Origin of the sequence: Mesorhizobium sp. 2RAF21, from assembly GCF_052115345.1 — a bacterium.
Taxonomy (GTDB): Bacteria; Pseudomonadota; Alphaproteobacteria; order Rhizobiales; family Rhizobiaceae; genus Mesorhizobium; species Mesorhizobium terrae.
On record NZ_JBFRGM010000015.1, the window covers coordinates 1 to 22152 of the forward strand.

The following is a 22152-nucleotide window of genomic DNA, read 5'->3' on the forward strand; positions in this document are numbered from 1 at the left end:
CCAGCGGGAGGAATGATCGGCCTCGTGATCCAACACCAGCCGCACCGCACGCTCGCGCACCTCAGGGGAAAACTTGTTCGTCGTTTTGCTCGTCATGGCTCCATCCTATTTGGAAGTTGGAGCCTCCGGCAAACCCGGGGCGGTTCAGATCATCCAGGCATGTAGCGCGGTATCGTCCGAGGCAATCAATGCGGCTGCCAGTGACACATCTCGATCTTGCGCCGCGTCGAGCCACTGCTGGATCGCTTTTCGAACATCATCAACGGCGGATGTTCCGTAGGAGACGTGGTTCAGCCACGTCAACAGCTGTTCGCCGTCCGGTGTTGGCTCTCCCGTGATAGCGGCGGCTAGAGCACGCTCTAGCAGATGATTGACCTCAGATGTTTGAGGAGGATTCTCGGTGTCGTCTCTCCAGTTTGAAACGGGTTCATTAAACAATTCCGGTCTTGGATAGTCCCGTAGCTGCCGGTCTAGGCGATGGAGCCCGCCGCCATGATCGCTCCTTTGAACTCGTTCAAAATCGCGTAGAATCGCTTTCAGCTCATTAAGTGGCAAGAGAGTTGCTGGTAACCGAGCCGCGATGGATGCCCGCAATTCTTCGCGGTCAGCTGACGCGGTTTCTTCAGAAAGTGTTTCGAGCAATTGTCGAAGACGCTGGTTGGGATGATCAGCGCCGTTTAGCCAAGCATCTACCGCACTTAAGCGCAACCAATTTGGCGCCCTTCTATCGTACGCAATATTCCTAAGAAGCGGCTCAAGAGATTTGACGGGGCGGCCGACAGTCAGGGCACTCAAAACCGCATGCAGCTTTGCACTTGTTCCACCTGTGGTGAGGATGGTTCGAAATTCCTCCGCGAGATCCTCCCCGGCTAGCGCACCGATAGTTGTGACCCCCCGCATAAAGTATGCATAGGGGTCATCGCGATCGATCTTGTCGAGCAGCAGCTTCCGGCCTTCAGTGCCAAGAACAGCAGCATCTCCATAGGAGAGAACGGTTATCGGATCGCGTTCAATGAGTTCTGCCGCTCGTTTGAAATCTCCATTGAAGCCGAGGTGCGCCGCGACCCAGGCGAACAGCCCACGCAGCGCACTCGGCGGCATGCCATCAGGGCCGCAGATAAGTGCCATGGCCCGCGACAAGGGCAGGGCGGCATGATCGGCATCGCCGTTCACCGCTGCAGCCAAGGCCATTGCCCCTAGGAATTCGGCAATTGATCGGTGCGCCGGTTGAAAGAGGCTGCCTTCACCACGAAATAGCGCTGTATCCAGCGTGCTCATGAGAAGTTTAGAGTTCAGCGCAAGATCGTCCCTAGTCAGAGGAGGACGATCACCGCTTGATCTCGGTACGGCCAAATTGGAACGCCAAATGGCGCTTGCGCCGGTAGTCAGCTGAATTAGGCACGCTTTTGCCGCAGCTGATATCCTTTCATCTACCGAGTTGCGATCAACATGCGCATAATCAGGGTTACGTTCTTCCGCCATCTGCCGGATCGCCGCCTGGTAGATTTCGAAACGGGTTGGCGGAATCGCTCCATTGGCCAGCCAAGCCTCATACAACAGGCGAACCAACAGGGGATTTTCGAGGAAAGCGGGTGCACCGATCTTCTCCACCTGCTTGACGAGTGAGAGAGGCTCGGGCGCACCAAGCGCTTCCAGCACAGCCGCTGCTTCGAAGCGATCGAGCGGCTCGAGGCTTGCGACGACGATTTTTCCATCGCCAGTCGATCGTTGCAACTCCCTCAGATCGGATAGTTCACGCCAATCCTGTCCGCGGCATGAAAGCCACCAGCTTTGTAATTTTGCGCCCTTTATGGTCTCCGCCAACAGGCAAGCCTTGTCGGCTTCCCGTCCGTCCGAACGATACTCATCGAAAGAGTCAGCATAGAGACGTTTCGTCGGATCGATCTGAGCGCCGTTCAGCAATTGCCTAACGGTGATCGGCTCCAGTCCTTGGAGCCTTGCTGTCCCCTCGAACACCGACGATTTTCCCATACCTGGCTCGCCGAGCAAAACCACGAAGGGCTCGGAAACTATGTCACTAATACGCTTGTAATTCTTCTTGCCCTCCTCGTCGTAGATCGCGACGCGGCGGTCAATCATTGCAAGTTTCAGCATGTGTCCACCAACCCAGCTACATTTGGACTCGCAGACGTTGATTCTTCAAGCATATGGCGGCGCCTAAGAGTCTTAGCGCAAGAACCCGAGCCTTGACCCTGCTCGCTCGTTCGTGACAGCCTCGCGGCGATAGAGGTGTGCCACGCCCGCGCCGGCGGGCATGGTTTGAGCCTTTCCATGGCGGCAAGCTGCCGCCATGCTTCGCTCCTCGCTTCATTCCACTGTAATCGCCAATGTGGCGCTCTGCGCCGCCGTCGGCCTGCCCGAGGGCGCGCCCGACTGGGTGCATCTTCTGCCGGCCGGCGAGATCCGCACCTGCGATGGTCGGGGGCCTTACCGCGTGCCCGACGCCGCCCGCCTGGCAACAGTGAGCCTTGGCGCCGGCGAGCGGCTGCCGATCGACGAGAACCACGCAACCGATCTGGCTGCTCCGCAAGGCCGGCCTGCGCCGGCGCGCGGCTGGATCGTCGAATTGCAGGCCCGCGCCGACGGCGTCTGGGGCAGGGTGGAATGGACCGAGGACGGCCGCCACCTGGTCACCAGCCGCGCCTATCGCGGCATTTCGCCGGCGATCCAGCACGCCGCCGACGGCACCGTCACCGCCATTCTGCGCGCCTCGCTGGTCAACCGGCCGAACCTGCGCGGGCTGACCACACTTCACCAGGAGACAGAGATGAACCCGCTGCTCGAAAAGCTGCTCGCGGCGCTCGGCCTGCCCGCCGCCACCACCGAAGAGGCGGCGCTGACCGCTGTCACCACGCTGCATGCCGAAAAGGCGAAGTCCTCGACGGCGATGCAGGCCGCGCTCGATCCGATCGCGGTGGCCCTCGGCTTGCAGGCCGGCATCGATGCTGGCGCCGTACTGACCGGTGTCCAGGCGCTGGCCACCGGCAACGGCGGCAAGGACAGCGAGCAAGCCCTTACCGCGCTGCAGAGCGAGCTCGCCACCGTCACCAAAAGCCTGAATTCCCTGCAGGAGACGACAAAACGCGAGAAGGCCGAGGCCTATGTCGACGGCGCCATCAAGGCCGGTCGCGTCGGCGTCAAGCCGCTGCGCGACCGCTACGTCGCCATGCACATGGCCGATCCTGCCGGTACGGCCGAACTGATCGCCGGCCTGCCGGTGCTTGGCGGCGGCGGCGAGATCGTGCCGCCGCCGGTTCCGGCCGGCGAGATCGCGCTGCAGGCGGAGCAGCGCCAGGCCGCGCGCCTGCTCGGTATCGCCGAGAAGGACTATCTCGCGACGCTGAAGGCCGAACGCCAAGTTTAGCCATTTCTTTCATCCGCCACCGGAGACAAAACCATGACCGCCCTGACCGCCGACCGCAACACGCCGAGGATGATCGGCGACGACCGTTCCGGCCCGATGGCGGCCGGCGTCACCATTTTCGCCGGCGCCATCGTCATGCGCGCGGCCACCGGCCATCTCACCAAGGGCCAAACGGCGGCCGGCCTGATCGGCGTCGGCCGCGCCGAGGAGCAGAAGGTCAATGCGGGCGCGGCGGGTGCGGCCGACGTCAAATACCGGGCGGGCATCTATCGTTTCGCCAATTCGGCCGCCGCCGACCTCATCTCCGCCGCCGATATCGGCGGACCGGCCTATGCCGTCGACGACCAGACGGTGGCCAAGACCAGCGCCACCAACACGCGCTCCATCGCCGGCTTCGTCGACGGGGTCGACGAGCTCGGCGTCTGGGTGCGTTTCGACGAGGCGCTCGCCAGGGCCTATCTCACCTGATCGCTTCCCGGTTCGAAAAGGCTTTCGCTTCAACAGGATCAACGTCCATGCTCATCAACGCCGCCAATCTCGACAGCCTGCGCGTCGGCTTCAAGACCTCGTTCCAGGCCGGCCTCGGCCAGGCCTCGACCCTGCATTCGCGCATCTCGACCGGCGTGCCTTCGTCGACCAAGACGCAGAAATATGGCTGGCTCGGCAAGATCCCCAATGTCCGCGAATGGATCGGTCCACGCGCCGTGCAGAACCTGCAGCAGCATGACTATTCGATCACCGAAAAGCCGTGGGAACTCACTATCGGCGTCGACCGCGACGACATCGAGACCGACAATCTCGGCATCTACGCGCCGATGTTCACCGAAATGGGGCAGTCGACGGGCGCCAAATGGGATCAGCTCGTCTTCAGCCTGCTGAAATCCGGCTTTTCCGAGAAGTGCTACGACGGCCAGTATTATTTCGACACCGACCATCCGGTGCTCGACGAGGCCGGCCAGCCAGTCTCGGTCGCCAACACCGATGGCGGCGCCGGCACCGCCTGGTTCCTCATGGACGCCTCGCGCGCGCTGAAGCCGGTCATCCTGCAGAAGCGCCGCGATTTCGACTTCCAGGCCAAGGACAAGCTCACCGACGACAATGTCTTCATGAACAAGGAATTTGTCTACGGCGCCGACGCCCGCGCCAATGTCGGCTTCGGCTTCTGGCAGTTCTGCTGGGGCTCGCGCCAGCCGCTCGACGCCGCCCGCTACGAGACCGCGCGTGTCGCCGTCTCGTCGATGAAGGGCGATTACGGCCGCCCGCTCGGCCTTACGGCAAGCCTGATGGTGGTGCCGCCGGCGCTGGAAGGCGCGGCGCGCAAATTGCTCAACAACGACTATGGCGCCGGCGGCGAGACCAACCAGTGGAAAGGCACGGCCGAATTGCTGGTCGTGCCCTGGCTGGCCTGACCGTTCCCGACCCGGAGACCGCTCATGACCAGGAAATCGAAAGCCGCGGCCCAGCCGGCAGCGGAGACCCTTCAACCTATCCAGACATCCGCGCCGGCCCCGGAGCCTGCCGGCCCGGATGCCCCGCAGCCCGCCGTCGCTGCGGGGACCCCATTGCCCGACGATGCGCAACCAGGCGAGGAGGCGTTCCGTCTGCGCTTCCCGCGCCTGGCCGCGGCGCTTAAGGCTTGGCAGGCGGCGCACGATGCCCCGCCATCCGGCCTGCGCGTCGTCTCGCGGATCGACGGCTTCCGCCGCGCCGGCATGGCGCACGGCATCGCGGCTATCGAACACGATCTGTCGGCCTTCCGTTTGCCGGAACAGCTCGAGGCACTGCTCGCCGAGCCGATGCTCACCGTCGAGTTCGTCTGATGGCTACCTATTGCACGCTTGCCGAGCTGAAGGACCGCTATTCGGAGCGGCTGTTGATCGAATTGTCCGATCGCGGCGAGGTGCCGGTGACGATTGTCGACGTCGCTCTGTTCAACCGGGCGATCGCCGACGCCGGCGCGCTGATCGACGGCCATCTCAAGCTGCGTTACGCGCTGCCGCTGGCAGAGGTGCCGCGCCTGGTCACCGATCTCGCCCTGCGCATCTCGATCTATTACGCGCATGGCCGCGTCGCCGCCGAGAAGATCAAGGCCGATCACGATGCCGCGTTGAAGACGCTGCGCGACATCGCTTCGGGGCTGATCCGCCTCGACGTCGCCGGCGTCGAGCCGCCGGCCTCGGCTGCGGCCGAAGTCGTCACCAACGAGCCGGAGCGGCCGCTCTCGGCCGCGACGCTGAAGGGCTACATCTGAGCGAGGCAGCGCGGGGCGCGCGGCTTGCCTTCGACGGCTACGAGGTCGTGCTTTCCGACCTGAAACAGGCCGCCGGCCGGGCCGAGCGGCCGCGCGAATTGTGGGACGAGGTCGGCGCCGCGCTCGTCGTCTCGACCCAGCAGCGTTTCGAGGACGAAGAGGACCCGCAAGGCAGTCCCTGGCCGCAATCGCTGCGCGCCCGTTTCTTCGGCGGCCGCACCCTGACCGATACCGCCAACCTGGTGCAGTCGATCACCCATGAGGCGAGCGACGACGGCGTCGCCGTCGGCACCAATGTGCTTTATGCCGCCATCCACCAGACCGGCGGCCGCATCGAGGCGAAGAAGGCTCGCGCGCTGCGTTTCCGGCTGCCGGGCGGTAACGGCTTCGTCACGGTCAAGGCGGTGACCATGCCGCAACGCGCCTTCCTCGGTCTAGATGAGGCCGCCGGCAAGGAAATCGCTGCGATCGCCGGCGCCTATCTCGGCGCGGAGGAGGGCGGCAATGCTGGTCGCTGAGCTCGTCGCCCGCATCGACAGCCGCGTGCCCGAGCTCGCCCGCCGGGTCGAGGGCGCCGCCGAACTGTCGGAACTGGTGCGCAAGGGCGGCCTGCCGCAGGCGCCACGGCATGCCTTTGTCCTGCCGCTCGGCCTAGTCGCTCGCAACCAGGGCGATGCGGCGGCCGGCGCCTTCACGCAACTGGTCGATGAAGTGTTCGCCGTCATGTTGGTGATCCACGCCGCCGGCGATATCGCCGGCGCCCGTTCGCTCGCCACCGTCGACCAATTGGTCTGGAAGCTGATCGCGGCACTCGCCGGCTGGGGACCGGAAGAGGTGGTGGGCGTTTTTTCGCTGCGGCGCGGCCAGCTGCTGTCGGCTGAAGCCGGCACCGTCATCTACCAGCTCGATTTCGCTATCCAGAACCAGTTGAGGGTGCTGCCATGAGCAAAAAACCGGTCGTGGAAGACAAGGCTTTGCCACCTCCATTGCCGTCGTCCGGCGGCAGTTTCGCACGCCAGCCGGACGGTTCGCTGAAACGCGTCGAATTCACGGCCGAGCCGCCAGCCGGGGCGCCGTCGAAGGAGGCTTGAAATGCCGATCAAATGGAAATCGAAGATCCTGCTGTGCAAGCGCGAGACGGTCTATGGCGTCGACGCGGCGCCCACCGGTACGGTCGACGGCATCCTGGCCACCAGTGTCGTGCTGTCGCCAATGGAAGGGCAGGATGTCAGCCGAGAGCATGAATTGCCCTGGCTCGGCGCGCAGGCCACGGTGCCGACGCAGCTGGCGATGCGGCTGCAATACCGCGTCGAGATGGTGCCGTCCGGCACCGCCGGTGTCCCGCCGGCCTGGGGAACCTCGCTCAGGGCCTGCGCGGTCGGCCAGACGATCACGGCCGCCACATCCGTTGTCTACAATCCAATCAGCGACGGCCATGAAAGCGTCACCCATCATTTCTGGATCGGTCCGACCCGTTTCGTGCTGAAGGGCAGCCGTGGCAGCGCCGTGATGCGGATCGACGCACAGGGCATTCCTTATCTCGAATTCGATTTCCGTGGCCTGTTTTCCCTGCCCAGCGATCCCGGCGTCCGGCCGACCGTCGATCTGACCGCCTTCCTGGCGCCCGACATCGCCACCAGCCTCAACACGCCTGTTTTCACGCTCGGCGCCGTGCCGCTAGTCTTGCGCAATTTCTCGCTCGACCTCGGCAATGACGTGCAGGGCCGTTTCCTGATCGGCGCCGAGAGCATCCTTGTCGTCGACCGCACTGATGCGATCTCGTGCCAGGTCGAGGCGGTGCCGCTTTCGACATTCGACCCCTTCGCCGCCGCCGCCGGCCAGCTGCGGACAGCGCTTTCCCTGCAGCATGGCCGCAGCGCGGGCCGCAAAGCGACGCTGGCGGTCGCCGGCGCGCAATTGCAGCGGCCGAGCTTCGCCAACCAGCAGAACATCCTGGAATGGGTGCTGCCGATGGTGCCGCTGCCGACCGCCGGCAACGACCAATGGACGCTGACGCTGACCTGACGGGAGGATTTGATGTTTCGCCTCGATGCCAATCCGAGTTTCTGGACGACGGTTGCGGTGCGCTCGCCGGATGGCGAGACCGAGCTCGGTTCCTTCCGCGCCGAGTTCCGGGCGCTGACCATCTCCGAGCTGGAGCGTTTCGACATGACCACCGGCGCGGGCGCGCGGGCACTGCTGCAGGCAGCCCTTGCCGCCATCGACGAGGTCGAGGACGACGACGGTTCGCCGCTGGCGCTGACGCCGCAAAGCTTCGCGCGCCTCGCCGACAACAACCATGTTCGCCAGGCGCTGCTGACCGCCTTTCTCGGCGCCATCGGTGGAGCACGCCGGGGAAACTGAATGCGGCCGCGCGGGCCTGGGCGGCCGGCGGCCTCGTCGAGAAAAGCGCCCGCACCGATCTGGAGGATGTTTCCCATGCCGCGCTCGATGACGCGCGCGCCTTCGCCGTGCCGCAAAACCAGCTGCTTGCCCTGGCCGAACGGCTGGCCGGGCATCGGCCTGGCGGTTTTGCCGGCGTGTGGCCGGACAATGAAGCGGCGGTCGAAGCCTTCCTTGCCGCCGCCAGCCAATGGCGCACGACGCTTGGCCTGGAGGACGGGAGGCTGCGCGCCGTCTTCATTGGCCTCGACTATGCCGGTGCCGCCGTCGCTTTCGGCGCAGCCGGCATCCACCTCGACCGAAAGCTGCTGGCCGATCTGCAGACCCTCGAAGCCGCGGCGCGCGATGCGCTCAACGGGGCGCTGAGATGACGCTGAGGCTGGCGCTCGTCATCGACGGCGATGCCAAGGGCGCCCGCCAGGCGCTCGACGAGACGGCGCGCGGCGTCGAGGATCTCGGCAAGAAGGCGGTGAAGACGTCCGGCGACCTCGACAAGGTGACGGCGCGCGACACCAAAAAGCCGATCGAATGGGCACCGGTCAACGAAGAGCTGGACAAGCTCTCCAGGAAGGCGCCGCCGGCGGCCGATGCGCTGGGCAAGGTTGGCGCCGGGCTCGGCGATACCGGGCGCGCGGCACCGGGCGCCGCAACCGGCCTCGGCGATGTCGGCAAGGCGGCCGGCGGCGCCGCCGACCATCTCGGCCGCTTCCGGGGCGCAACGGTCGGGCTGCTTGCCGGTCTCGCCGGCGGCGTTGTGGGTGCGGCCGTCGCCGCCGGCCTCGGCATCGCCACCGAGGCCTTCGTCTCCTATGCCCGCGAGGTGTTCGACAACACGCCGCGCATCAACCGCGATCTCAAGGAACACACCGAACTCATCCGTCGCATCAAGGGCGCCTATGACGAGGCGAGGGGCGGGGCCTCCTCCTACGGCCTCGAGAGCAGCTCGCTTTTGCGCTTCCAGGCGCAGCAGGACATCGGCCGCCTCGAAAAGGACGTCGAACTGGCGATCGGCGACTTCAACGGCCGCGACCTGTTCGGTCCGCTTGCGCTGCAGAACGGGCTCGAACGTTTCCTCGAGGATTTCGGCGCGGTTGGCGAGGCGGTGCTGAAGCTGCGCCGGCAGCTGGCCGACGGCAAGGCCGACCTCATCGCCTTCCGCAACGAGATCGGCAAGGCGGCCGAGGAACTGCCGGTCGGCTCGCCCTTGCGCCAGACCGCAGAGCGGCTGATCGCCGACACCGAGCAGGCGGCCAAATTGCAGGCCGAGCTCGCCCGCGCCAAGGATCTGTTGAAGGGGCTGACCGGCGATGCCGAGGCGGCCGCGACAGCGCTGGGCGGCTCGGCCGAGAAATATCGCGACATCGGGGGCAGTGCCGCCGCGGCCAACGCGCCGATTGCGGGCGTTTCGGGCGAGATCGCCGCCTCCGGCGATGCCGCCGGCGCGGCCAACGCGCAGCTTGCCGAATATGAGCGGCTGCTGCGTTCGATTTCCGGTCTTTCGGTGCAACCGGCACTGCCGGCGGGTCCGGGCGGATTGCCGGCGGGCGGTTTCGCCGCCGGCGGCTATACCGGCCATCTGCCGGCCGACCGCGTCGCCGGCTTCGTGCATGGCCGGGAATTCGTCTTTGACGCTGCCTCGACCGCCCGCATCGGCGTCGCCAATCTGGAAGCGATGCGCGCCGGCATCTCCGGTTACGCCTCCGGCGGTTTTGTCGGTAATAGTGCGGCCTATGCCCGGCGCGGCGGAGCGGGCGGCAGTGCGGCGGAACTCGCCGAGGAGTTCGGCGCGCTGCAAGGTATCATGCATCAGTTCGGCATGACGGTCTGGCGGGCCGGCAGCGCCGGCGAGGCGCTTGGCGGCGTCATCCAGATGGTCTCGCAGCGTTTCCTCGATTTCTCGCTGCGCGCGCTCGACCAGGCCCTGTTCGGCGGTCGGGGCGGCGGGCTCGGCATGCTCGGCGACCTGTTTGGCCTCAACGCGCTCAACATGTTCCCGGCCGCTCCGGGCGCTCTTGGTGTCGGTCTCTACCATGGCGGCGGCTCCGTCGGTGCCGCGCCCGGACCCACGCGCCGGGTGCCGCCGTCGCTGTTCATCGGCGCGCCGCGCCTGCATGGCGGCGGCTGGCTGAAACCTGGCGAGCGGCCGGTGATCGCCATGGATGGCGAGGAGATCGGCTGGCCGGAAGACCTGCAGCGCAAATATGGCGGCGGCCGGACGGTGGTCAACAACTGGCATGTCGAGACGCCGAACCCGAAGGCCTTCGCCGAAAGCCGAGCTCTCGCCGCCCGCGCCGCCGGCCGGCTGGCGGCGCGCAGCGGCAGGTATTCGTGATGGCGATCCCGTTCCTCGAGGACCAGCTCTTCCCGGTCCATGTCTCGTCCGGTTCGGCCGGCGGGCCTGACTGGCCGGCCGAAATCGTTGAAAAATCCTCGGGCCATGAGGAGCGCAACACCCGCATCGCGCAGCCTTTGCGTTTCTACGATGCCCGCTACGGCGTGCGCACGCCGGACGAGCTCTATCAGGTGCTGGAGCTCTATTACATCGCCATGGGCCGGCTGAAGGGCTTTCGGCTGAAGGACTGGTCCGACTACCGTTCGCGCGGCCCGCACCAGCCGGTGAGCCGCACCGACCAGGATCTCGGCACCGGCGACGGCGTGCGCAGGACCTTCCAGCTCGTCAAACGTTATGCGCGCGGCCCGCATGAATTCTTCCGGCCGATCGGCAAGCCGGTGGCCGGCACTGTCGAGATCGGCATCGGCGGAGCGGCGGCCGCCGGCTGGACGCTCGATGCCGCCACCGGGATCGTCACCTTCGCCGTTGCTCCGGCCGCTAGTGCCGCGCTCAGCTGGGGCGGCGAATTCCACGTGCCGGTGCGCTTCGACTGCCGCCTCGACCAGATCAGCCACCGCACGGCGACGCTCGGCGACATCCCGTCGATCCTGTTGAAGGAGATCCGGCCATGATGGTTCTGCCGCCGGGCCTCGCCGCGCTGGTCGCGTCCGGTGTCACCACGCTTTGCCATTGCTGGCGCTTCCAGCGTCGGGACGGGCTGGTGCTGGGCTTCACCGACCATGACCGCGACCTTGTCTTCGGCGGTGTCACCTACCAGGCCGAGACCGGTTTCACCGCCGCCGAGACGGAAAGCTCGCTCGGCCTTGCCGTCGACACCGACGAGGTTTCCGGCGCGGTCTCGACCGATGCCATCGCCGATGCCGACATCGCGCTCGGCCTCTGGGACGACGCCGATGTCGAGATCTGGATCGTCGACTGGACGCAGGTCGATAACCGGTTGCTCGAGCGGGCGGGCTCGCTCGGCGAAGTGACGCGCGGCGACCTTGCCTACGAGGCCGAGATCCGCGGTCTCGTCCATCGCCTCAACCAGGACGAGGGCCGCACCTATCAACGCCAGTGCGATGCGGTGCTGGGCGACGCCCGCTGCGGCGTCGACCTGACCAGTCCGGCCCGTCGCGGCTCCGGCACCGTGCTCGGCGCGAGCGACGACCGACTGCTGTCGGTCTCCGGTCTCGCCGGTTTCGCCGGCGACCTGTTCACCCATGGCGTGCTTGCCTGGACCGCCGGAGCAAACCGAGGCGCCCGCGTCGAACTGCGCGGTCATTCGGGCGAGAGGTTGGTGCTGTGGCGTCGCGCCGCCCGGCCGGTCGTCGCCGGCGATGCCTTCATCGTCACCGCCGGCTGCGCCCGCACCTTCGACATGTGCCGTTCGCGTTTCGGCAACGGCGCCAATTTCCGGGGCTTTCCGCACATTCCGGGCAATGATTTCGCGCTCGGCGTCGCCAAGAAATCGGAGGTGAACGATGGTTCGTCCTTCTTCCGATGAGGTTTTCCGCGCGGCAATCGTTGCCGAAGCGCGCGGCTGGATCGGCACGCCTTATCGCCACCAGGCGTCGCTGAAGGGCGTTGGCGCCGATTGCATCGGCCTGGTGCGCGGCGTCTGGCGCGCTTTCCACGGCGAGGACCCCGAGCCGCTGCCGGCCTATAGCGGCGACTGGGCGGAGACGACGGGCGAGGAGACCTTGCTCGACGCCGCACATAGGCACTTTGCAGCCGTGCCGGTCGCGGCGATGCTGCCTGGCGACGTGCTGGTCTTCCGCTGGCGGCCGTCGCTGCCGGCCAAGCATTGCGGCTTTCTGGTCGAGCCGGAACGGCTCCTGCATGCCTACCAGTCGGCAGGCATCGTCGCCGAAGGCTGGCTGGCGCCGCAATGGCGCGCCCGCATCGCCGGTGTCTTCTGCCTGCCGGGGAGGGCGTGATGGCAACCATCCTGCTCGGCCTTGCCGGCGCGTCGTTGGGTGCGGCCTTTGGGCCGATCGGGCTGATCGCGGGCCGCGCCATCGGCGCGCTGATCGGCTCGATGGCCGACCAGGCGTTGGTTTCGGCACTGACACCGGCGCAGAAACGCGAAGGCCCGCGTCTCACCAGCTCCGACGTGCAGACCTCGACCGAAGGCAGCCCGATCAACCGGCTTTATGGCCGCGCCCGCACCGCCGGCCAATTGTTCTGGGCGACGCGGTTCGAGGAGGAGATCCGCAAGGAGAAATCCGGCGGCAAGGGGTTTGGCGGGCCGAAGGTCGAGACCACGACCTATGTCTACCATGCCAATTTCGCGGTCGGACTGTGCGAGGGGCCGGTCGCCGGCATCGGCCGCATCTGGGCGGACGGCAAGGAGATCGACCAGGACGAGGTCGAATTCCGCTTTCACCCGGGTTCGGAAAGCCAGCTCGCCGATCCGCTGATCGAGGCCAAGGAAGGAGCGGCGCCGGCCTATCGCGGGCTTTGCTACATCGTTTTCGAACGGCTCGACCTGACCGCCTATGGCAACCGCATCCCGCAGATCAACGCGGAAGTGTTCCGCCTCGTCGGCGCGCTGGAAACACAGGTGGAGGCAGTGGCGCTGATCCCCGGCAACGAACATGGGCTGGACACGCGCCATGTCTGGGTCAAGGACGGCGAGAGCCAGAACCGCCACACGCTTCTGGCCGCGACCGATATCGCCGCCTCGATCGACCGGCTGCAAATGTTGTGCCCGGCGCTGAAGAGCGTGATGCTGGTCGTGTCCTGGTTCGGCACCGATCTGCGCTGCGGCGCATGTCGTATCGAGCCGCGCATCGAAACGGTCAAGACCACCGAGCCGGTGACGTGGCGCGTCGCCGGCCTGACCAGGCAGACCGCGACCTTGGTCTCCACCATTGAGGGCGCCCCCGCTTATGGCGGCACGCCGGACGACGCCTCGGTCATCCGCTGCATTCAGGCGCTGAAGGCGAGGGGGCTCGATGTCTGCCTGCTGCCCTTCATTATGATGGACGTGCCGCATGGCAATGCCTTGCCCCACCCCTATTCGGCGGGTGCGTCGTCTCCCGGCCAGCCGGCCTATCCGTGGCGCGGCCGCATGTCTTGCTCGCCGGCGCCGGGTTTCGCCGGTTCACCCGACAAGACGGCCGCGGCCGCCGATCAGGTCGCTTCCTTCGTCGGCACGGCGCGCGCCGTGCATTTCGGCGGCTCCGGCACCACCGTCACCTATTCCGGTCCGGCGGAATGGAGCTTCCGCCGCTTTATCCTGCACAATGCCAGGCTGGCGGCGCTGGCCGGCGGGGTGGAGTCCTTCCTGATCGGTTCGGAACTGGTCGGGCTATCGCAGGTGCGCTCGTCCGGCACGACCTATCCGTTCGTCGACGCACTGAAGACGCTGGCGGCCGAGGCGCGCGCCATGCTGGGCGCCGGCGTGAAGCTCGGTTACGCCGCCGACTGGTCGGAATATCACAGCCACCGGCCGGGCGATGGTTCGGGCGACGTCTTCTTCAACCTCGATCCGCTCTGGGCCGACGCCAATATCGACTTCATCGGCATCGACAATTACCTGCCCCTGTCGGACTGGCGCGACGGCTCGGCGCATCTGGATTTCGACCCGGCCGGGCCATCGACCATCTACGACCAGGCCTATCTTCGCGGCAACGTCGCCGGCGGCGAATATTTCGACTGGTTCTACGCTTCGGAGGCCGCGCGCAACGCGCAGGCACGCACGCCGATCACCGACGGCGCCCATGGCGAGCCCTTCGTTTTCCGCAACAAGGACATTCTGGGCTGGTGGCGGAATGCCCATCACAACCGGCCGGGCGGGGTTCGGAGCGGCGGTTCTACCAACTGGGTGCCGCGCTCGAAGCCGCTGCGTTTCACCGAACTGGGCTGCCCGGCCGTCGACAAGGGCGCCAACCAGCCGAACCTTTTCCCCGACCGCCGCTCTTCGGAGGGCGGCTTTCCGTGGTTTTCCAGCGGTGCCCGCGACGACCAGATGCAGCGCAGCTGGCTGGAGGCGATGATCGGTCATTATGCTCAGGCGGCCAACAATCCGGTCTCTCCGGCCTATGGCGGCCGCATGGTCGATCTCAGCCATTCCAATATCTGGTGCTGGGACACTCGGCCCTGGCCGTCCTTCCCGGTGAGTTCGGGCCTGTGGGGCGATTGGCGCAACTGGCAGACGGGACACTGGCTGTCCGGCCGTCTGGGCACCGCGCCGGCGGCCGAGACCATTCGCGCCATCCTCAACGATGCCGGTTTCAGCCACTATGTCGTCGAGCCGATCCCCGGCGTCGTCGACGGCGTGACGGTCGGCAACCTGACCTCGGCGCGCGCGCTGCTCGATGCGTTGCGGCCCGCCTACCAGTTCGACGCGGTCGAAAGCGGCGGTGCCGTCAAGTTCCTCGCCCGTCATGGCCGCGCGCCAATCGCCACCATCACGGCCGACGAACTGGTGGTAGCGAGCGACGCGCCGGCGCGTTTTCGCCGGACGCGGGCGCAGGAGACCGACCTGCCCGACGCGGTCAAGCTGCGTTATGGCGACCAGGCGCGCGACGACCAGGCCGGCGCTGCCGAAGCGCGGCGCTCGGCCGGCTCGTCGCGCCGGGTCGTCGATTTCTCGCCGCCCGTGGTGATGGGCGAGACCCGCGCCCGCGAGATCGCCGAGCTGGAGCTCAATGCCGCCTGGGTCGGCCGCGAACGTTATGCCTTTGCGTTGGCGCCGTCGCGGCTGGCGCTGGAACCGGGCGACGTTGTCGCCTTTCAGCCGGCCGGGCAGGCGGTGCGCATCGAGCGCGCGGCGATCGGCGAGGCGCGCCGCGTCGAGGCCTTCGAGGTCGATCCGCTCGCCGGCGGCAGTTTCGGCACCGACCCGACCGGCGGCCAGCAGCCGCCACGGCAGACGATCGTGCCGGCGCAGGTGATTATCGCCGACGCGCCGCTGCTGCGCGATGGCGATGTCGCGCACGCGCCTTATGTCGCCGGCGTTTTGTCGCCGTTCCGCACCGGCATCGCCTTGTGGCGTTCGCCCTCCGATGCCGGTTTCGAGCTCGACACGCTGCTGCCGGTGCCGGGCGCGATCGGCCGCATCGCTTCGCCGCTCCATAGTGGGCCGGTCGGCCGCTGGGACCGGGTCAACCGGCTCGACGTCGAGTTGGCGCGAGGCACACTCGCCTCGGTGCCGGAGCTTGCCGTCTTCAACGGCGCCAACGCCATGCTGGTCGAGAATGCCGATGGCGAATGGGAGGTGCTGCAATTCGCCAACGTCACGCCGACCGGCGCGCGCACCTTCCGGCTTGCCGGGCTTCTGCGCGGCCAGCGCGGCTCGGAGCACGCAATGCGCGCGCCGGTCGCCGCCGGCGCACGCTGCCTGGTGCTCGATCCGAGCGTCGCCCAGGCGACGTTGCCAGCCTCGCTGCTCGGCCTGCCGCTCAACTGGCGCGCTGGCTCGGCCGAACGCGGCGTCGCCGATCCAGGCGTGTCGTCCTTCACGATGACGCTGCGCGGGCGCGGGCGGCGACCACTTTCCCCAGCGCGGCTGATCGGTCGCCGCGGCGAGACCGGCGACTGGCGGCTCACCTGGATCAGGCGCAGCCGCATCGGCGGTGACAGCTGGGACGAGGTGCCGCTCGGCGAGGAACGCGAGGCCTACCGGCTGGAAATCCTCTCCGGCGCCGGCGGTGCGGTTCTGCGTGCCTTCGAGACGACCGCGCCCGAGCAGATTTACACGGCCGCTTTGCAGGCCGCCGATTTCGGCGCGCCGCGCACCGCCTTCCATGCCCGCATCGCCCAGCGCAGCACCAGCTACGGGCCGGGCATCTTCCTTGAAACCCTGATCACCATCTGACGGAGCCGCCGATGCCCGAAACGCTCAAACTGAAGCTGCAGACCATCGCGCCCGACCAGGCGCAGAAACATATCCCGGTCAACGAGGCGCTGCATCGGCTGGACGCTTTGGTGCAGCTTGCCGTGCTCGACCGCGATCTCACCGTGCCGCCGGCAGCGCCTTCCGAGGGCGACCGCTATATTCCGGCCTCCGGTGCTTCCGGCGTCTGGCTGGGCTGGGATTTCAACATTGCACTCTTCGCCGACGGTGTCTGGACCAAGATCGTGCCGCGCCAGGGCTGGCTCTGCTTCGTGGCCGACGAGGGGCTGCTGCTGGTCCATTCCGGCACCGCCTGGCGCGAAACGGCGGCAGTCGGCGCCACCATCGCCTCGGAAAGCCCGAACGGCGCCCGTAACGTTCTGGCGGTCGCCGAGACGCTGGTCTCGGGGCTGTCCGGCGCCTTTGCCGACACCGTGATTTCGATCCCGAACCGCGCAATCGTCTTTTGCGTCTCGACCCGCACCGTCACTGCTATCACGGGTGCTGCCTCCTATGATTGCGGGTTGGCCGGCGAGCGTTCGAAATTCGGTGGCTCGCTGAGCATCGCCGCCGGTTCGAATAATGCCGGCGTCATCGGCCCGACCGCCTTCTACGCCGACACGCCGGTCCGGCTATCGGCCAATGGCGGCAATTTCACCGGCGGCGCCGTGCGCGTCGCCATCCACTACATCCTGCCGAGGGTGCCGCAGACATGACCGAATGAACGGGTGGCCAGCGCCGAGGCGCTGGCGGCGGGCCGATCGCCAAACCAGTCCCGCCTGACGATGATCCGAGATAACCGCCACACCCGCTGCCCGGCCGGGCAGGACGAGAGTGGCCGATTCTCGAAAGCACTGAAATGAGCCTTGAAGATGAGTTTACGGCGGTCGAAACAGCGCAGCCGCCAGCGCCCTATATCGGCGGCAAGCGTCGCCTTGCAGCACATATCGCCGCGCGAATTGCCGCAATTCCGCATCGAACCTATGCCGAAGTTTTTGTTGGCATGGGTGGCGTCTTCTTTCGTCGACGGCAGCGGCCGCGGTCAGAGGTGATCAACGACCGCAGCGGCGAGGTGGCGAACCTGTTCCGCATCCTGCAGCGGCACTATCCGCAGTTTTTGGACACGCTGCGTTTCCAGATCACCGGCCGCAAGGAATTCGAGCGGCTGAAGGCGTCCGATCCGGTGACGCTGACCGATTTGGAGCGGGCAGGCCGTTTTCTCTACCTTCAACGGATCGCCTTTGGCGGCAAGGTTTCCGGTCGAAACTTCGGCGTCGACCCGGGCTCGGGCGGTGCATTCAACCTGTCGCGCTTGGAGCCGCTCCTGGCCGACGTGCATGAGCGTCTCGCCGGCGTGGTGATCGAATGCCTTGACTGGCTGGACTTCATCGATCGCTACGACCGGCCGGAGACGCTGTTCTATCTCGATCCACCCTATTTCGGCTCGGAAGGCGACTACGGCCGCGATTTGTTCGGCCGCGAGCAATTCGCACTGATGGCCGAGTGCTTGGCGCGCCTAAAAGGCCGCTTCCTGCTCTCCATCAACGATGTGCCCGAGATCCGCACTGCCTTCACTGGTTTTGCCTTCGAAGAGGTTGAACTGAATTATACGGTCGCAGGCGGTCGTGGGGCGAAACCGGCACGGGAGTTGATAGTCTCATCTTGAAGTGTCGTCGTTGAGAACCCTTCCGGCGCTTTGGATAAGAGAACGCAATGATAGCAGGATACTTGGGCCCTGCTGATGTGCAATCCGGGCATTGAACTCGCGTGAGAGGTAGCGCTGAATGTATTCATCGGCGGGATTGGGGCCGGCAGATCGTCCGACGACCCCGCTGTATAGGTCACCGGACTGGGCCAGCAAATTGACTGTCATTCCAAAGACATCAATTCTTTGTGGCTGTTGCTCATAGTTTCTCGAAGACGTGAACATCCATCGGCCTCTGACAGACTCAAAGAACACATTCGTATTGAAATCCTGCCGTTGGTGATAACAGGTGCTCAGAAGTAGTAGGGAAGCGGTGTCAATTGGCAGCTTCGATGACCACGCCGAGATCGTGGCGGTGATGATCTCGATGATCTGCTCGACGGAGCGCAATGGCATGGGCTGCAATGCCTGGAAGCCGTGAATTATAGTTTCGCGCGGCTTTTCCAGGCCGCTGTCCAGCTTCGAAAGGTCGAGGTCGACTATGCGGCTGGCGACAAATTGGTTGACGTCGGGCTCGGCGAACACATAGCGCCGGTCGAAAAAGCGGGTAAGGTAGCCGCTACCATCGAAGTCGCCACCGTAGACGCCGCGCACGGCATGCTGCAATTGACCTGCGTCGGTTGCGAAGATGAATGCGACCCCGTCTGCTTCGAACAAGTGCTTGGCACGTTCGAGCAGCGAAATGGCATAGGTCGGCCGGCACCGATCCAGTTCGTCGACTAGAACGAAAAGTGGCGCCTTCCGATCAGCCTCGGCCATGGTCTTGGTGATGGCGGCCATGTTGCCCCGGAAACCGGAAATTGACTTGCTCGTGGTGTTGAATTTGGCAATCAGCGCGTCGGCCGCTCGATCAGTTAGCGACGAAATCTCCTTCGTCGCCTCTTCCAGGGCCGTACCGATGACATCCTCGCTCGCTGGTTTCGCCGAGGGTGTCTTGTTGTCCTTCTGCTTTGTCTCTTCCGCTTCTAAGATCAAGTCCTCGACGCTCTCACCGACATATCGTTTTAGCGCCGTTTTGGCAGCAGCGACCGCTACTTTTCCCGCAATTCGCACACCGTTGGTCTTGGCCGCGCCCCAGGCAGCAGAGATCTTGCCGGGTTTCTTCAGATAGGGATCGAGGACTTTTTCGATGGCGGCCATCAACGATATGAGCGGATCGTCTGAGTGATCGTCTCTCCACGCGTTGACCTCCGCAACCAGATGCCCCTCAAATCTCAATTGCTCGGCCAGGCGGGACAGGAAGAACGACTTGCCGCCACCCCATGGTGAATCCACGTTGAGAACGTATGAAGCAACTCTCCCGTTTTTTCTGCGGAGTTCGATTTGCCCCCTGATGAAATCGGAAACAAACCGGGCATCTTCGCGACGACCCAGGTGGTCGTCCGCCCAAATGAGGTCCAAAGGGTCGTTCTCCGCAGTTTCCGCTGCGGTCTCCGATATGCCATCGTTCACCCTGCTCACCCCCAACTGTTGCCCAGTACAGAGGTAGCGTATTTCTTTGCTGCGCTTCAACGCGATCTCGTCTGTTCGCGACGGTATTCACAGAGAGGGGGCTGTTGGAGCTATCACCGAAGCTACAGGCTTTATTGCATCGGGTTAGCTTCGGGAAATCGTGCAAACTCACCGCACCAGCGAAGCGAACTTGTCGCGGATCTCTGCTTTGCGGATGTCTGGTGCAAGATGGCCATAGGTGCGGCTGACCGTATCGATGTTGGCGTGGCCGAGCTGTTCGGCGACGACGATCAGCGGCGTGCCGTCCTGGACAAGTTGGCTAGCATAGGTGTGGCGCAAGCCATGGAAACAGAAATCTTCCGGCAATTCAGCGTCAAAGACAGCGCGTTTGAAGCCTGGACGGTGGTTGGTGTACCATTGTCTGCCGTCCTTTCGCACGAATAGCAGGTCGTTGGGTTTCTTGCCGGCCGCTAACTTCTGGAAGAAGGCGAGCCCCTCGTCGGGCAGCATCACCACACGCGGGCGGTAGCATTTGACAGGTGTGACATAGACGCCCGGACCGTCGCGACCGAAATGCGACGCCTGCATGTTGAGCAATTCCTTAATGCGGCACCCGGTGTAGAGCGCGCCCAGAACCAGGGTTCGCAAATCCGGCGCGCAGTGTTCGAGCAGCCGGAAGCACTCCGGTCGGCTGAGATGCAGCATGCGCGGTCGGTCGACATTGTTCAGCCGGCGTATGCAACGCCAGGGACGATCCGATTCTATATAGCTGTTTTCCCAGGCCATCAGCAGCGCCATACGCAGCACTCCGATCAGCGTGTTGGTCGTCTTCCTGCGTTTTCTGAGTTCTTCCTCCGACATGGCCTCGATCGGTCGCCGTGGTTTGAGTGGCTGGTTTCCCCTTTTAGGCGGCGTTTCGAGAACGTCCTTGATGAAGAACCGCAGTCGTTCCGAATTCATGTCTTTCGCGGGAAGAGAGAACAGCCGCGGCACGAAGTGGAGGTTGATCAGGGTGACAAGGGCGACAAAATGCGAGCGCGCGGCAACCACGCGCTTCCACTCGATGTAATCGCCCAAGGCACGTCCTACTGTGTAGACATCGCCGATCGGAGAGGCTTTCAGAAAGTCGATTGAGCCGATTGGCCTGGCGTCGGTAGCCAGGTGTTTGAAGGGGTTCGCAGCGAACCATTCCTGGGCAGCTTCACAAGCGGCTTCGAACGAAAGCCCTTGGTCGCCAATGTCCGGATTGTCTTCGGTGAAGGCAAGCCGGTGTTGTTGATAGCTTGCGTCCTTCAGCCTGATCTTGGCGACCCAATGGGTCACGCCGGAGCGATATATTTGGTAGCCGACGGCGCGGCCATACTCCAAAGTCTGCCAATAGGGTGCGTAACGCCCGCGTAGCGATTGACGCAGTTCGACGTCCGATAGATCAAAGCCGAAGACGGTTTTTCCAGCCATGTTCGCATCCCAGCGCCTATCGTGGTCGGACAATGGCATTGTAGGGTGACAATATGACGAGCCCGTCTGATGCACTGCATGCGGTGATGGTGGCCCGGTTGAGGGCGTTGGACATGATGCCGGTTGCGATTGCAGAGGCGAGGCCGCGTGAAGAGCCGAGGGAATTTCCCTATGCTTCGATCGGTGTCACCGGGGCCGACGAAGATAGCGGCAGCATCAGTTTGCTGGCCACCGTGCATTTCTGGGATCGTTCGGGCGACGCATCCACCAGGAAGCTGCTCAAGAAAATCCAGTCTGCCTTCGTCGAACCGCCGACGGTTGACGGCTACGAATTCGTCACCTGGGCGCCGGACTACTCCGAAATCAGGGCAGAAGATGAGTATTCGGCCTTCCATGGGTTGGCGCGGTTCAGCGCCCAGATCCAACGAAGGCCTGATTGGCAGCAGGAGTCAGCTGTCTGATCCACACTCAGTGCCGCCAGGTGACAATGTCTCCAGCAACAGGAGGCAAAAATGAACCGCTTTGAAATCTCGATCTTTGGAGTTCGGCTCATCGCGCGCGGTTATGCCGGCATTGTTGGCGCCATCGTCGTCACCGCCATGCTTCTGGCCTATGCTGTGGGTTCGACATGAGGTGTCGCGATGGCGGCGATCGCCTGAGCTCAACACAGTGCCTTGGCTGCCCTAGTGTCGGCCGGGCATTGAACCGAACGGGAACTCCGCGTGAAGACACTTTGGGTATTGGTCATAGCATGGGCGAGCGTAGCGCCAGCGGCAGCCATGCCCGTTTGTTCCGGAGGGCATCGGGTCAATTGCGTCGTGGACGGTGATACATTCTGGTGGCGCGGCAAGAAGTACCGCATCGCCGATGTCGATGCGCCCGAGACGGATGCATCCTGCGAGGCCGAGAGGCGGCTGGCGGCAAAAGCAACATCGAAGCTGAAGGGTCTGCTGGCGAATGACTTCGCCGTCGAACCTACAGGCCGGTTCGATCGCTACGGGCGGCGGTTGGTGATCGTGAAGATCGACAACAAAAGTGTCGGCGAGACTTTGATAGCAGCTGGACTGGCGCGCCGTTGGCAAGGACGCAAGGAACATTGGTGCCCTGCACCGTGAACGGGCCTTCATTCCGCTTTCAACACATTCCGAATTGATGCCAAATGAAGTTGCGCGATCCTGCCAACCGAAGTTGCGCGCTACAGCAAAACCAAGAAAAACCATGGGGAAAAAGCGCGAGCGGAATGGTGGGCGATGTAGGGATTGAACCTACGACCCCACCCGTGTGAAGGGTGTGCTCTCCCGCTGAGCTAATCGCCCGCTCC

General features: G+C 64.9%; 23 protein-coding genes and 1 tRNA gene. 20 read left to right on the forward strand and 4 right to left on the reverse strand.

Features of this window, described 5'->3' with window-relative positions; translation table 11 throughout:
• Window positions 1-144 precede the first annotated feature (144 nt).
• Window positions 145-2115 carry a hypothetical protein gene (locus AB4136_RS23280; RefSeq protein ID WP_441931577.1) on the reverse strand — a complete coding sequence of 657 codons (1971 nt, stop codon included), beginning with the start codon at window positions 2113-2115 and terminating at the stop codon, window positions 145-147.
• Between the two features lie 196 nt (window positions 2116-2311).
• On the opposite strand from AB4136_RS23280, the gene AB4136_RS23285 reads away from it, so the two are divergent.
• The 18 genes from AB4136_RS23285 (at window position 2312) to AB4136_RS23370 (ending at window position 17882) form a co-directional block, all read left to right on the forward strand.
• Window positions 2312-3385 (forward strand): phage protease, encoded by a 1074-nt coding sequence (locus tag AB4136_RS23285; RefSeq protein WP_137900769.1) that lies wholly within the window; start codon window positions 2312-2314, stop codon window positions 3383-3385.
• A gap of 33 nt (window positions 3386-3418) precedes the next feature.
• Window positions 3419-3853, forward strand: a complete 435-nt coding sequence (locus AB4136_RS23290) for a hypothetical protein (protein ID WP_137900768.1) — start codon at window positions 3419-3421, stop codon at window positions 3851-3853.
• Window positions 3854-3900: 47 nt separating this feature from the next.
• Window positions 3901-4794 (forward strand): Mu-like prophage major head subunit gpT family protein, encoded by an 894-nt coding sequence (locus AB4136_RS23295; RefSeq protein ID WP_137900767.1) that lies wholly within the window; start codon window positions 3901-3903, stop codon window positions 4792-4794.
• Between the two features lie 24 nt (window positions 4795-4818).
• Complete coding sequence (locus AB4136_RS23300; RefSeq protein ID WP_137900766.1) at window positions 4819-5205, forward strand: hypothetical protein; 387 nt, start codon at window positions 4819-4821, stop codon at window positions 5203-5205.
• Window positions 5205-5636, forward strand: a complete 432-nt coding sequence (locus AB4136_RS23305) for a DUF1320 domain-containing protein (protein ID WP_137900765.1) — start codon at window positions 5205-5207, stop codon at window positions 5634-5636. Before AB4136_RS23300 ends, AB4136_RS23305 begins: the two co-directional genes overlap by 1 nt.
• Window positions 5637-5683: 47 nt before the next feature.
• Window positions 5684-6154 (forward strand): phage virion morphogenesis protein, encoded by a 471-nt coding sequence (locus AB4136_RS23310; RefSeq protein WP_171020942.1) that lies wholly within the window; start codon window positions 5684-5686, stop codon window positions 6152-6154.
• Window positions 6141-6581, forward strand: a complete 441-nt coding sequence (locus AB4136_RS23315; RefSeq protein WP_137900764.1) for a phage tail terminator protein — start codon at window positions 6141-6143, stop codon at window positions 6579-6581. Before AB4136_RS23310 ends, AB4136_RS23315 begins: the two co-directional genes overlap by 14 nt.
• The gene (locus AB4136_RS23320) at window positions 6578-6727 is read left to right on the forward strand and encodes a hypothetical protein (protein ID WP_171020941.1); all 150 of its coding nucleotides are present in this window, start codon (window positions 6578-6580) and stop codon (window positions 6725-6727) included. Before AB4136_RS23315 ends, AB4136_RS23320 begins: the two co-directional genes overlap by 4 nt.
• A gap of 1 nt (window position 6728) precedes the next feature.
• A complete protein-coding gene (locus AB4136_RS23325; protein ID WP_137900763.1) occupies window positions 6729-7661 on the forward strand; it encodes a hypothetical protein in 933 nt (310 codons plus the stop codon).
• Between the two features lie 12 nt (window positions 7662-7673).
• Window positions 7674-8000, forward strand: a complete 327-nt coding sequence (locus AB4136_RS23330; protein ID WP_441931578.1) for a hypothetical protein — start codon at window positions 7674-7676, stop codon at window positions 7998-8000.
• A gap of 107 nt (window positions 8001-8107) precedes the next feature.
• Window positions 8108-8410 (forward strand): DUF1799 domain-containing protein, encoded by a 303-nt coding sequence (locus AB4136_RS23335; protein ID WP_441931579.1) that lies wholly within the window; start codon window positions 8108-8110, stop codon window positions 8408-8410.
• Window positions 8407-10371: a hypothetical protein gene (locus AB4136_RS23340; RefSeq protein ID WP_137900761.1), complete on the forward strand. Its 1965-nt coding sequence runs from the start codon at window positions 8407-8409 to the stop codon at window positions 10369-10371. Before AB4136_RS23335 ends, AB4136_RS23340 begins: the two co-directional genes overlap by 4 nt.
• The gene (locus AB4136_RS23345) at window positions 10371-11003 is read left to right on the forward strand and encodes a DUF2460 domain-containing protein (RefSeq protein WP_137900760.1); all 633 of its coding nucleotides are present in this window, start codon (window positions 10371-10373) and stop codon (window positions 11001-11003) included. Before AB4136_RS23340 ends, AB4136_RS23345 begins: the two co-directional genes overlap by 1 nt.
• The gene (locus AB4136_RS23350; protein WP_137900759.1) at window positions 11000-11878 is read left to right on the forward strand and encodes a DUF2163 domain-containing protein; all 879 of its coding nucleotides are present in this window, start codon (window positions 11000-11002) and stop codon (window positions 11876-11878) included. Before AB4136_RS23345 ends, AB4136_RS23350 begins: the two co-directional genes overlap by 4 nt.
• Window positions 11856-12311: an NlpC/P60 family protein gene (locus AB4136_RS23355; RefSeq protein ID WP_137900758.1), complete on the forward strand. Its 456-nt coding sequence runs from the start codon at window positions 11856-11858 to the stop codon at window positions 12309-12311. The genes AB4136_RS23350 and AB4136_RS23355 overlap by 23 nt, the downstream gene beginning before the upstream one ends.
• Window positions 12311-16198, forward strand: coding sequence for a baseplate multidomain protein megatron (locus AB4136_RS23360; RefSeq protein WP_171020940.1), 3888 nt, complete (start codon window positions 12311-12313; stop codon window positions 16196-16198). Before AB4136_RS23355 ends, AB4136_RS23360 begins: the two co-directional genes overlap by 1 nt.
• Window positions 16199-16209: 11 nt before the next feature.
• Complete coding sequence (locus tag AB4136_RS23365; protein ID WP_137900756.1) at window positions 16210-16932, forward strand: DUF2793 domain-containing protein; 723 nt, start codon at window positions 16210-16212, stop codon at window positions 16930-16932.
• Between the two features lie 143 nt (window positions 16933-17075).
• Complete coding sequence (locus AB4136_RS23370) at window positions 17076-17882, forward strand: DNA adenine methylase (protein WP_137900755.1); 807 nt, start codon at window positions 17076-17078, stop codon at window positions 17880-17882.
• Here the strand turns inward: AB4136_RS23370 and AB4136_RS23375 are convergent.
• Window positions 17874-19433 carry a P-loop NTPase fold protein gene (locus tag AB4136_RS23375; RefSeq protein ID WP_171020939.1) on the reverse strand — a complete coding sequence of 520 codons (1560 nt, stop codon included), beginning with the start codon at window positions 19431-19433 and terminating at the stop codon, window positions 17874-17876. The two genes, AB4136_RS23370 and AB4136_RS23375, sit on opposite strands and share 9 nt — an antisense overlap.
• A gap of 108 nt (window positions 19434-19541) precedes the next feature.
• Window positions 19542-20906: a tyrosine-type recombinase/integrase gene (locus tag AB4136_RS23380; RefSeq protein ID WP_441931580.1), complete on the reverse strand. Its 1365-nt coding sequence runs from the start codon at window positions 20904-20906 to the stop codon at window positions 19542-19544.
• Between AB4136_RS23380 and AB4136_RS23385 the strand changes: the two genes are divergently transcribed.
• On the forward strand, window positions 20885-21292 hold the full coding sequence (locus AB4136_RS23385; RefSeq protein WP_137900752.1) for a hypothetical protein: 408 nt from the start codon (window positions 20885-20887) through the stop codon (window positions 21290-21292). The two genes, AB4136_RS23380 and AB4136_RS23385, sit on opposite strands and share 22 nt — an antisense overlap.
• A gap of 261 nt (window positions 21293-21553) precedes the next feature.
• The gene (locus AB4136_RS23390) at window positions 21554-21946 is read left to right on the forward strand and encodes a thermonuclease family protein (protein WP_441931581.1); all 393 of its coding nucleotides are present in this window, start codon (window positions 21554-21556) and stop codon (window positions 21944-21946) included.
• Between the two features lie 126 nt (window positions 21947-22072).
• On the opposite strand, the gene AB4136_RS23395 is transcribed toward AB4136_RS23390, so the two are convergent.
• Window positions 22073-22147, reverse strand: a tRNA-Val gene (locus tag AB4136_RS23395).
• Between the last annotated feature and the right edge of the window lie 5 nt (window positions 22148-22152).

Bases quoted from the DNA above. Each gene is read 5' to 3' on its own strand.
- AB4136_RS23285 (WP_137900769.1), top strand. From the start codon at position 2,312: ATGCTTCGCTCCTCGCTTCATTCCACTGTAATCGCCAATGTGGCGCTC.
- AB4136_RS23325 (WP_137900763.1), top strand. From the start codon at position 6,729: ATGCCGATCAAATGGAAATCGAAGATCCTGCTGTGCAAGCGCGAGACG.
- AB4136_RS23330 (WP_441931578.1), top strand. From the start codon at position 7,674: ATGTTTCGCCTCGATGCCAATCCGAGTTTCTGGACGACGGTTGCGGTG.
- AB4136_RS23345 (WP_137900760.1), top strand. From the start codon at position 10,371: ATGGCGATCCCGTTCCTCGAGGACCAGCTCTTCCCGGTCCATGTCTCG.
- AB4136_RS23300 (WP_137900766.1), top strand. From the start codon at position 4,819: ATGACCAGGAAATCGAAAGCCGCGGCCCAGCCGGCAGCGGAGACCCTT.
- AB4136_RS23315 (WP_137900764.1), top strand. From the start codon at position 6,141: ATGCTGGTCGCTGAGCTCGTCGCCCGCATCGACAGCCGCGTGCCCGAG.
- AB4136_RS23365 (WP_137900756.1), top strand. From the start codon at position 16,210: ATGCCCGAAACGCTCAAACTGAAGCTGCAGACCATCGCGCCCGACCAG.
- AB4136_RS23385 (WP_137900752.1), top strand. From the start codon at position 20,885: ATGACGAGCCCGTCTGATGCACTGCATGCGGTGATGGTGGCCCGGTTG.
- AB4136_RS23305 (WP_137900765.1), top strand. From the start codon at position 5,205: ATGGCTACCTATTGCACGCTTGCCGAGCTGAAGGACCGCTATTCGGAG.
- AB4136_RS23370 (WP_137900755.1), top strand. From the start codon at position 17,076: ATGAGCCTTGAAGATGAGTTTACGGCGGTCGAAACAGCGCAGCCGCCA.
- AB4136_RS23280 (WP_441931577.1), bottom strand. From the start codon at position 2,115: ATGCTGAAACTTGCAATGATTGACCGCCGCGTCGCGATCTACGACGAG.
- AB4136_RS23290 (WP_137900768.1), top strand. From the start codon at position 3,419: ATGACCGCCCTGACCGCCGACCGCAACACGCCGAGGATGATCGGCGAC.
- AB4136_RS23355 (WP_137900758.1), top strand. From the start codon at position 11,856: ATGGTTCGTCCTTCTTCCGATGAGGTTTTCCGCGCGGCAATCGTTGCC.
- AB4136_RS23340 (WP_137900761.1), top strand. From the start codon at position 8,407: ATGACGCTGAGGCTGGCGCTCGTCATCGACGGCGATGCCAAGGGCGCC.
- AB4136_RS23320 (WP_171020941.1), top strand. From the start codon at position 6,578: ATGAGCAAAAAACCGGTCGTGGAAGACAAGGCTTTGCCACCTCCATTG.
- AB4136_RS23360 (WP_171020940.1), top strand. From the start codon at position 12,311: ATGGCAACCATCCTGCTCGGCCTTGCCGGCGCGTCGTTGGGTGCGGCC.
- AB4136_RS23295 (WP_137900767.1), top strand. From the start codon at position 3,901: ATGCTCATCAACGCCGCCAATCTCGACAGCCTGCGCGTCGGCTTCAAG.
- AB4136_RS23350 (WP_137900759.1), top strand. From the start codon at position 11,000: ATGATGGTTCTGCCGCCGGGCCTCGCCGCGCTGGTCGCGTCCGGTGTC.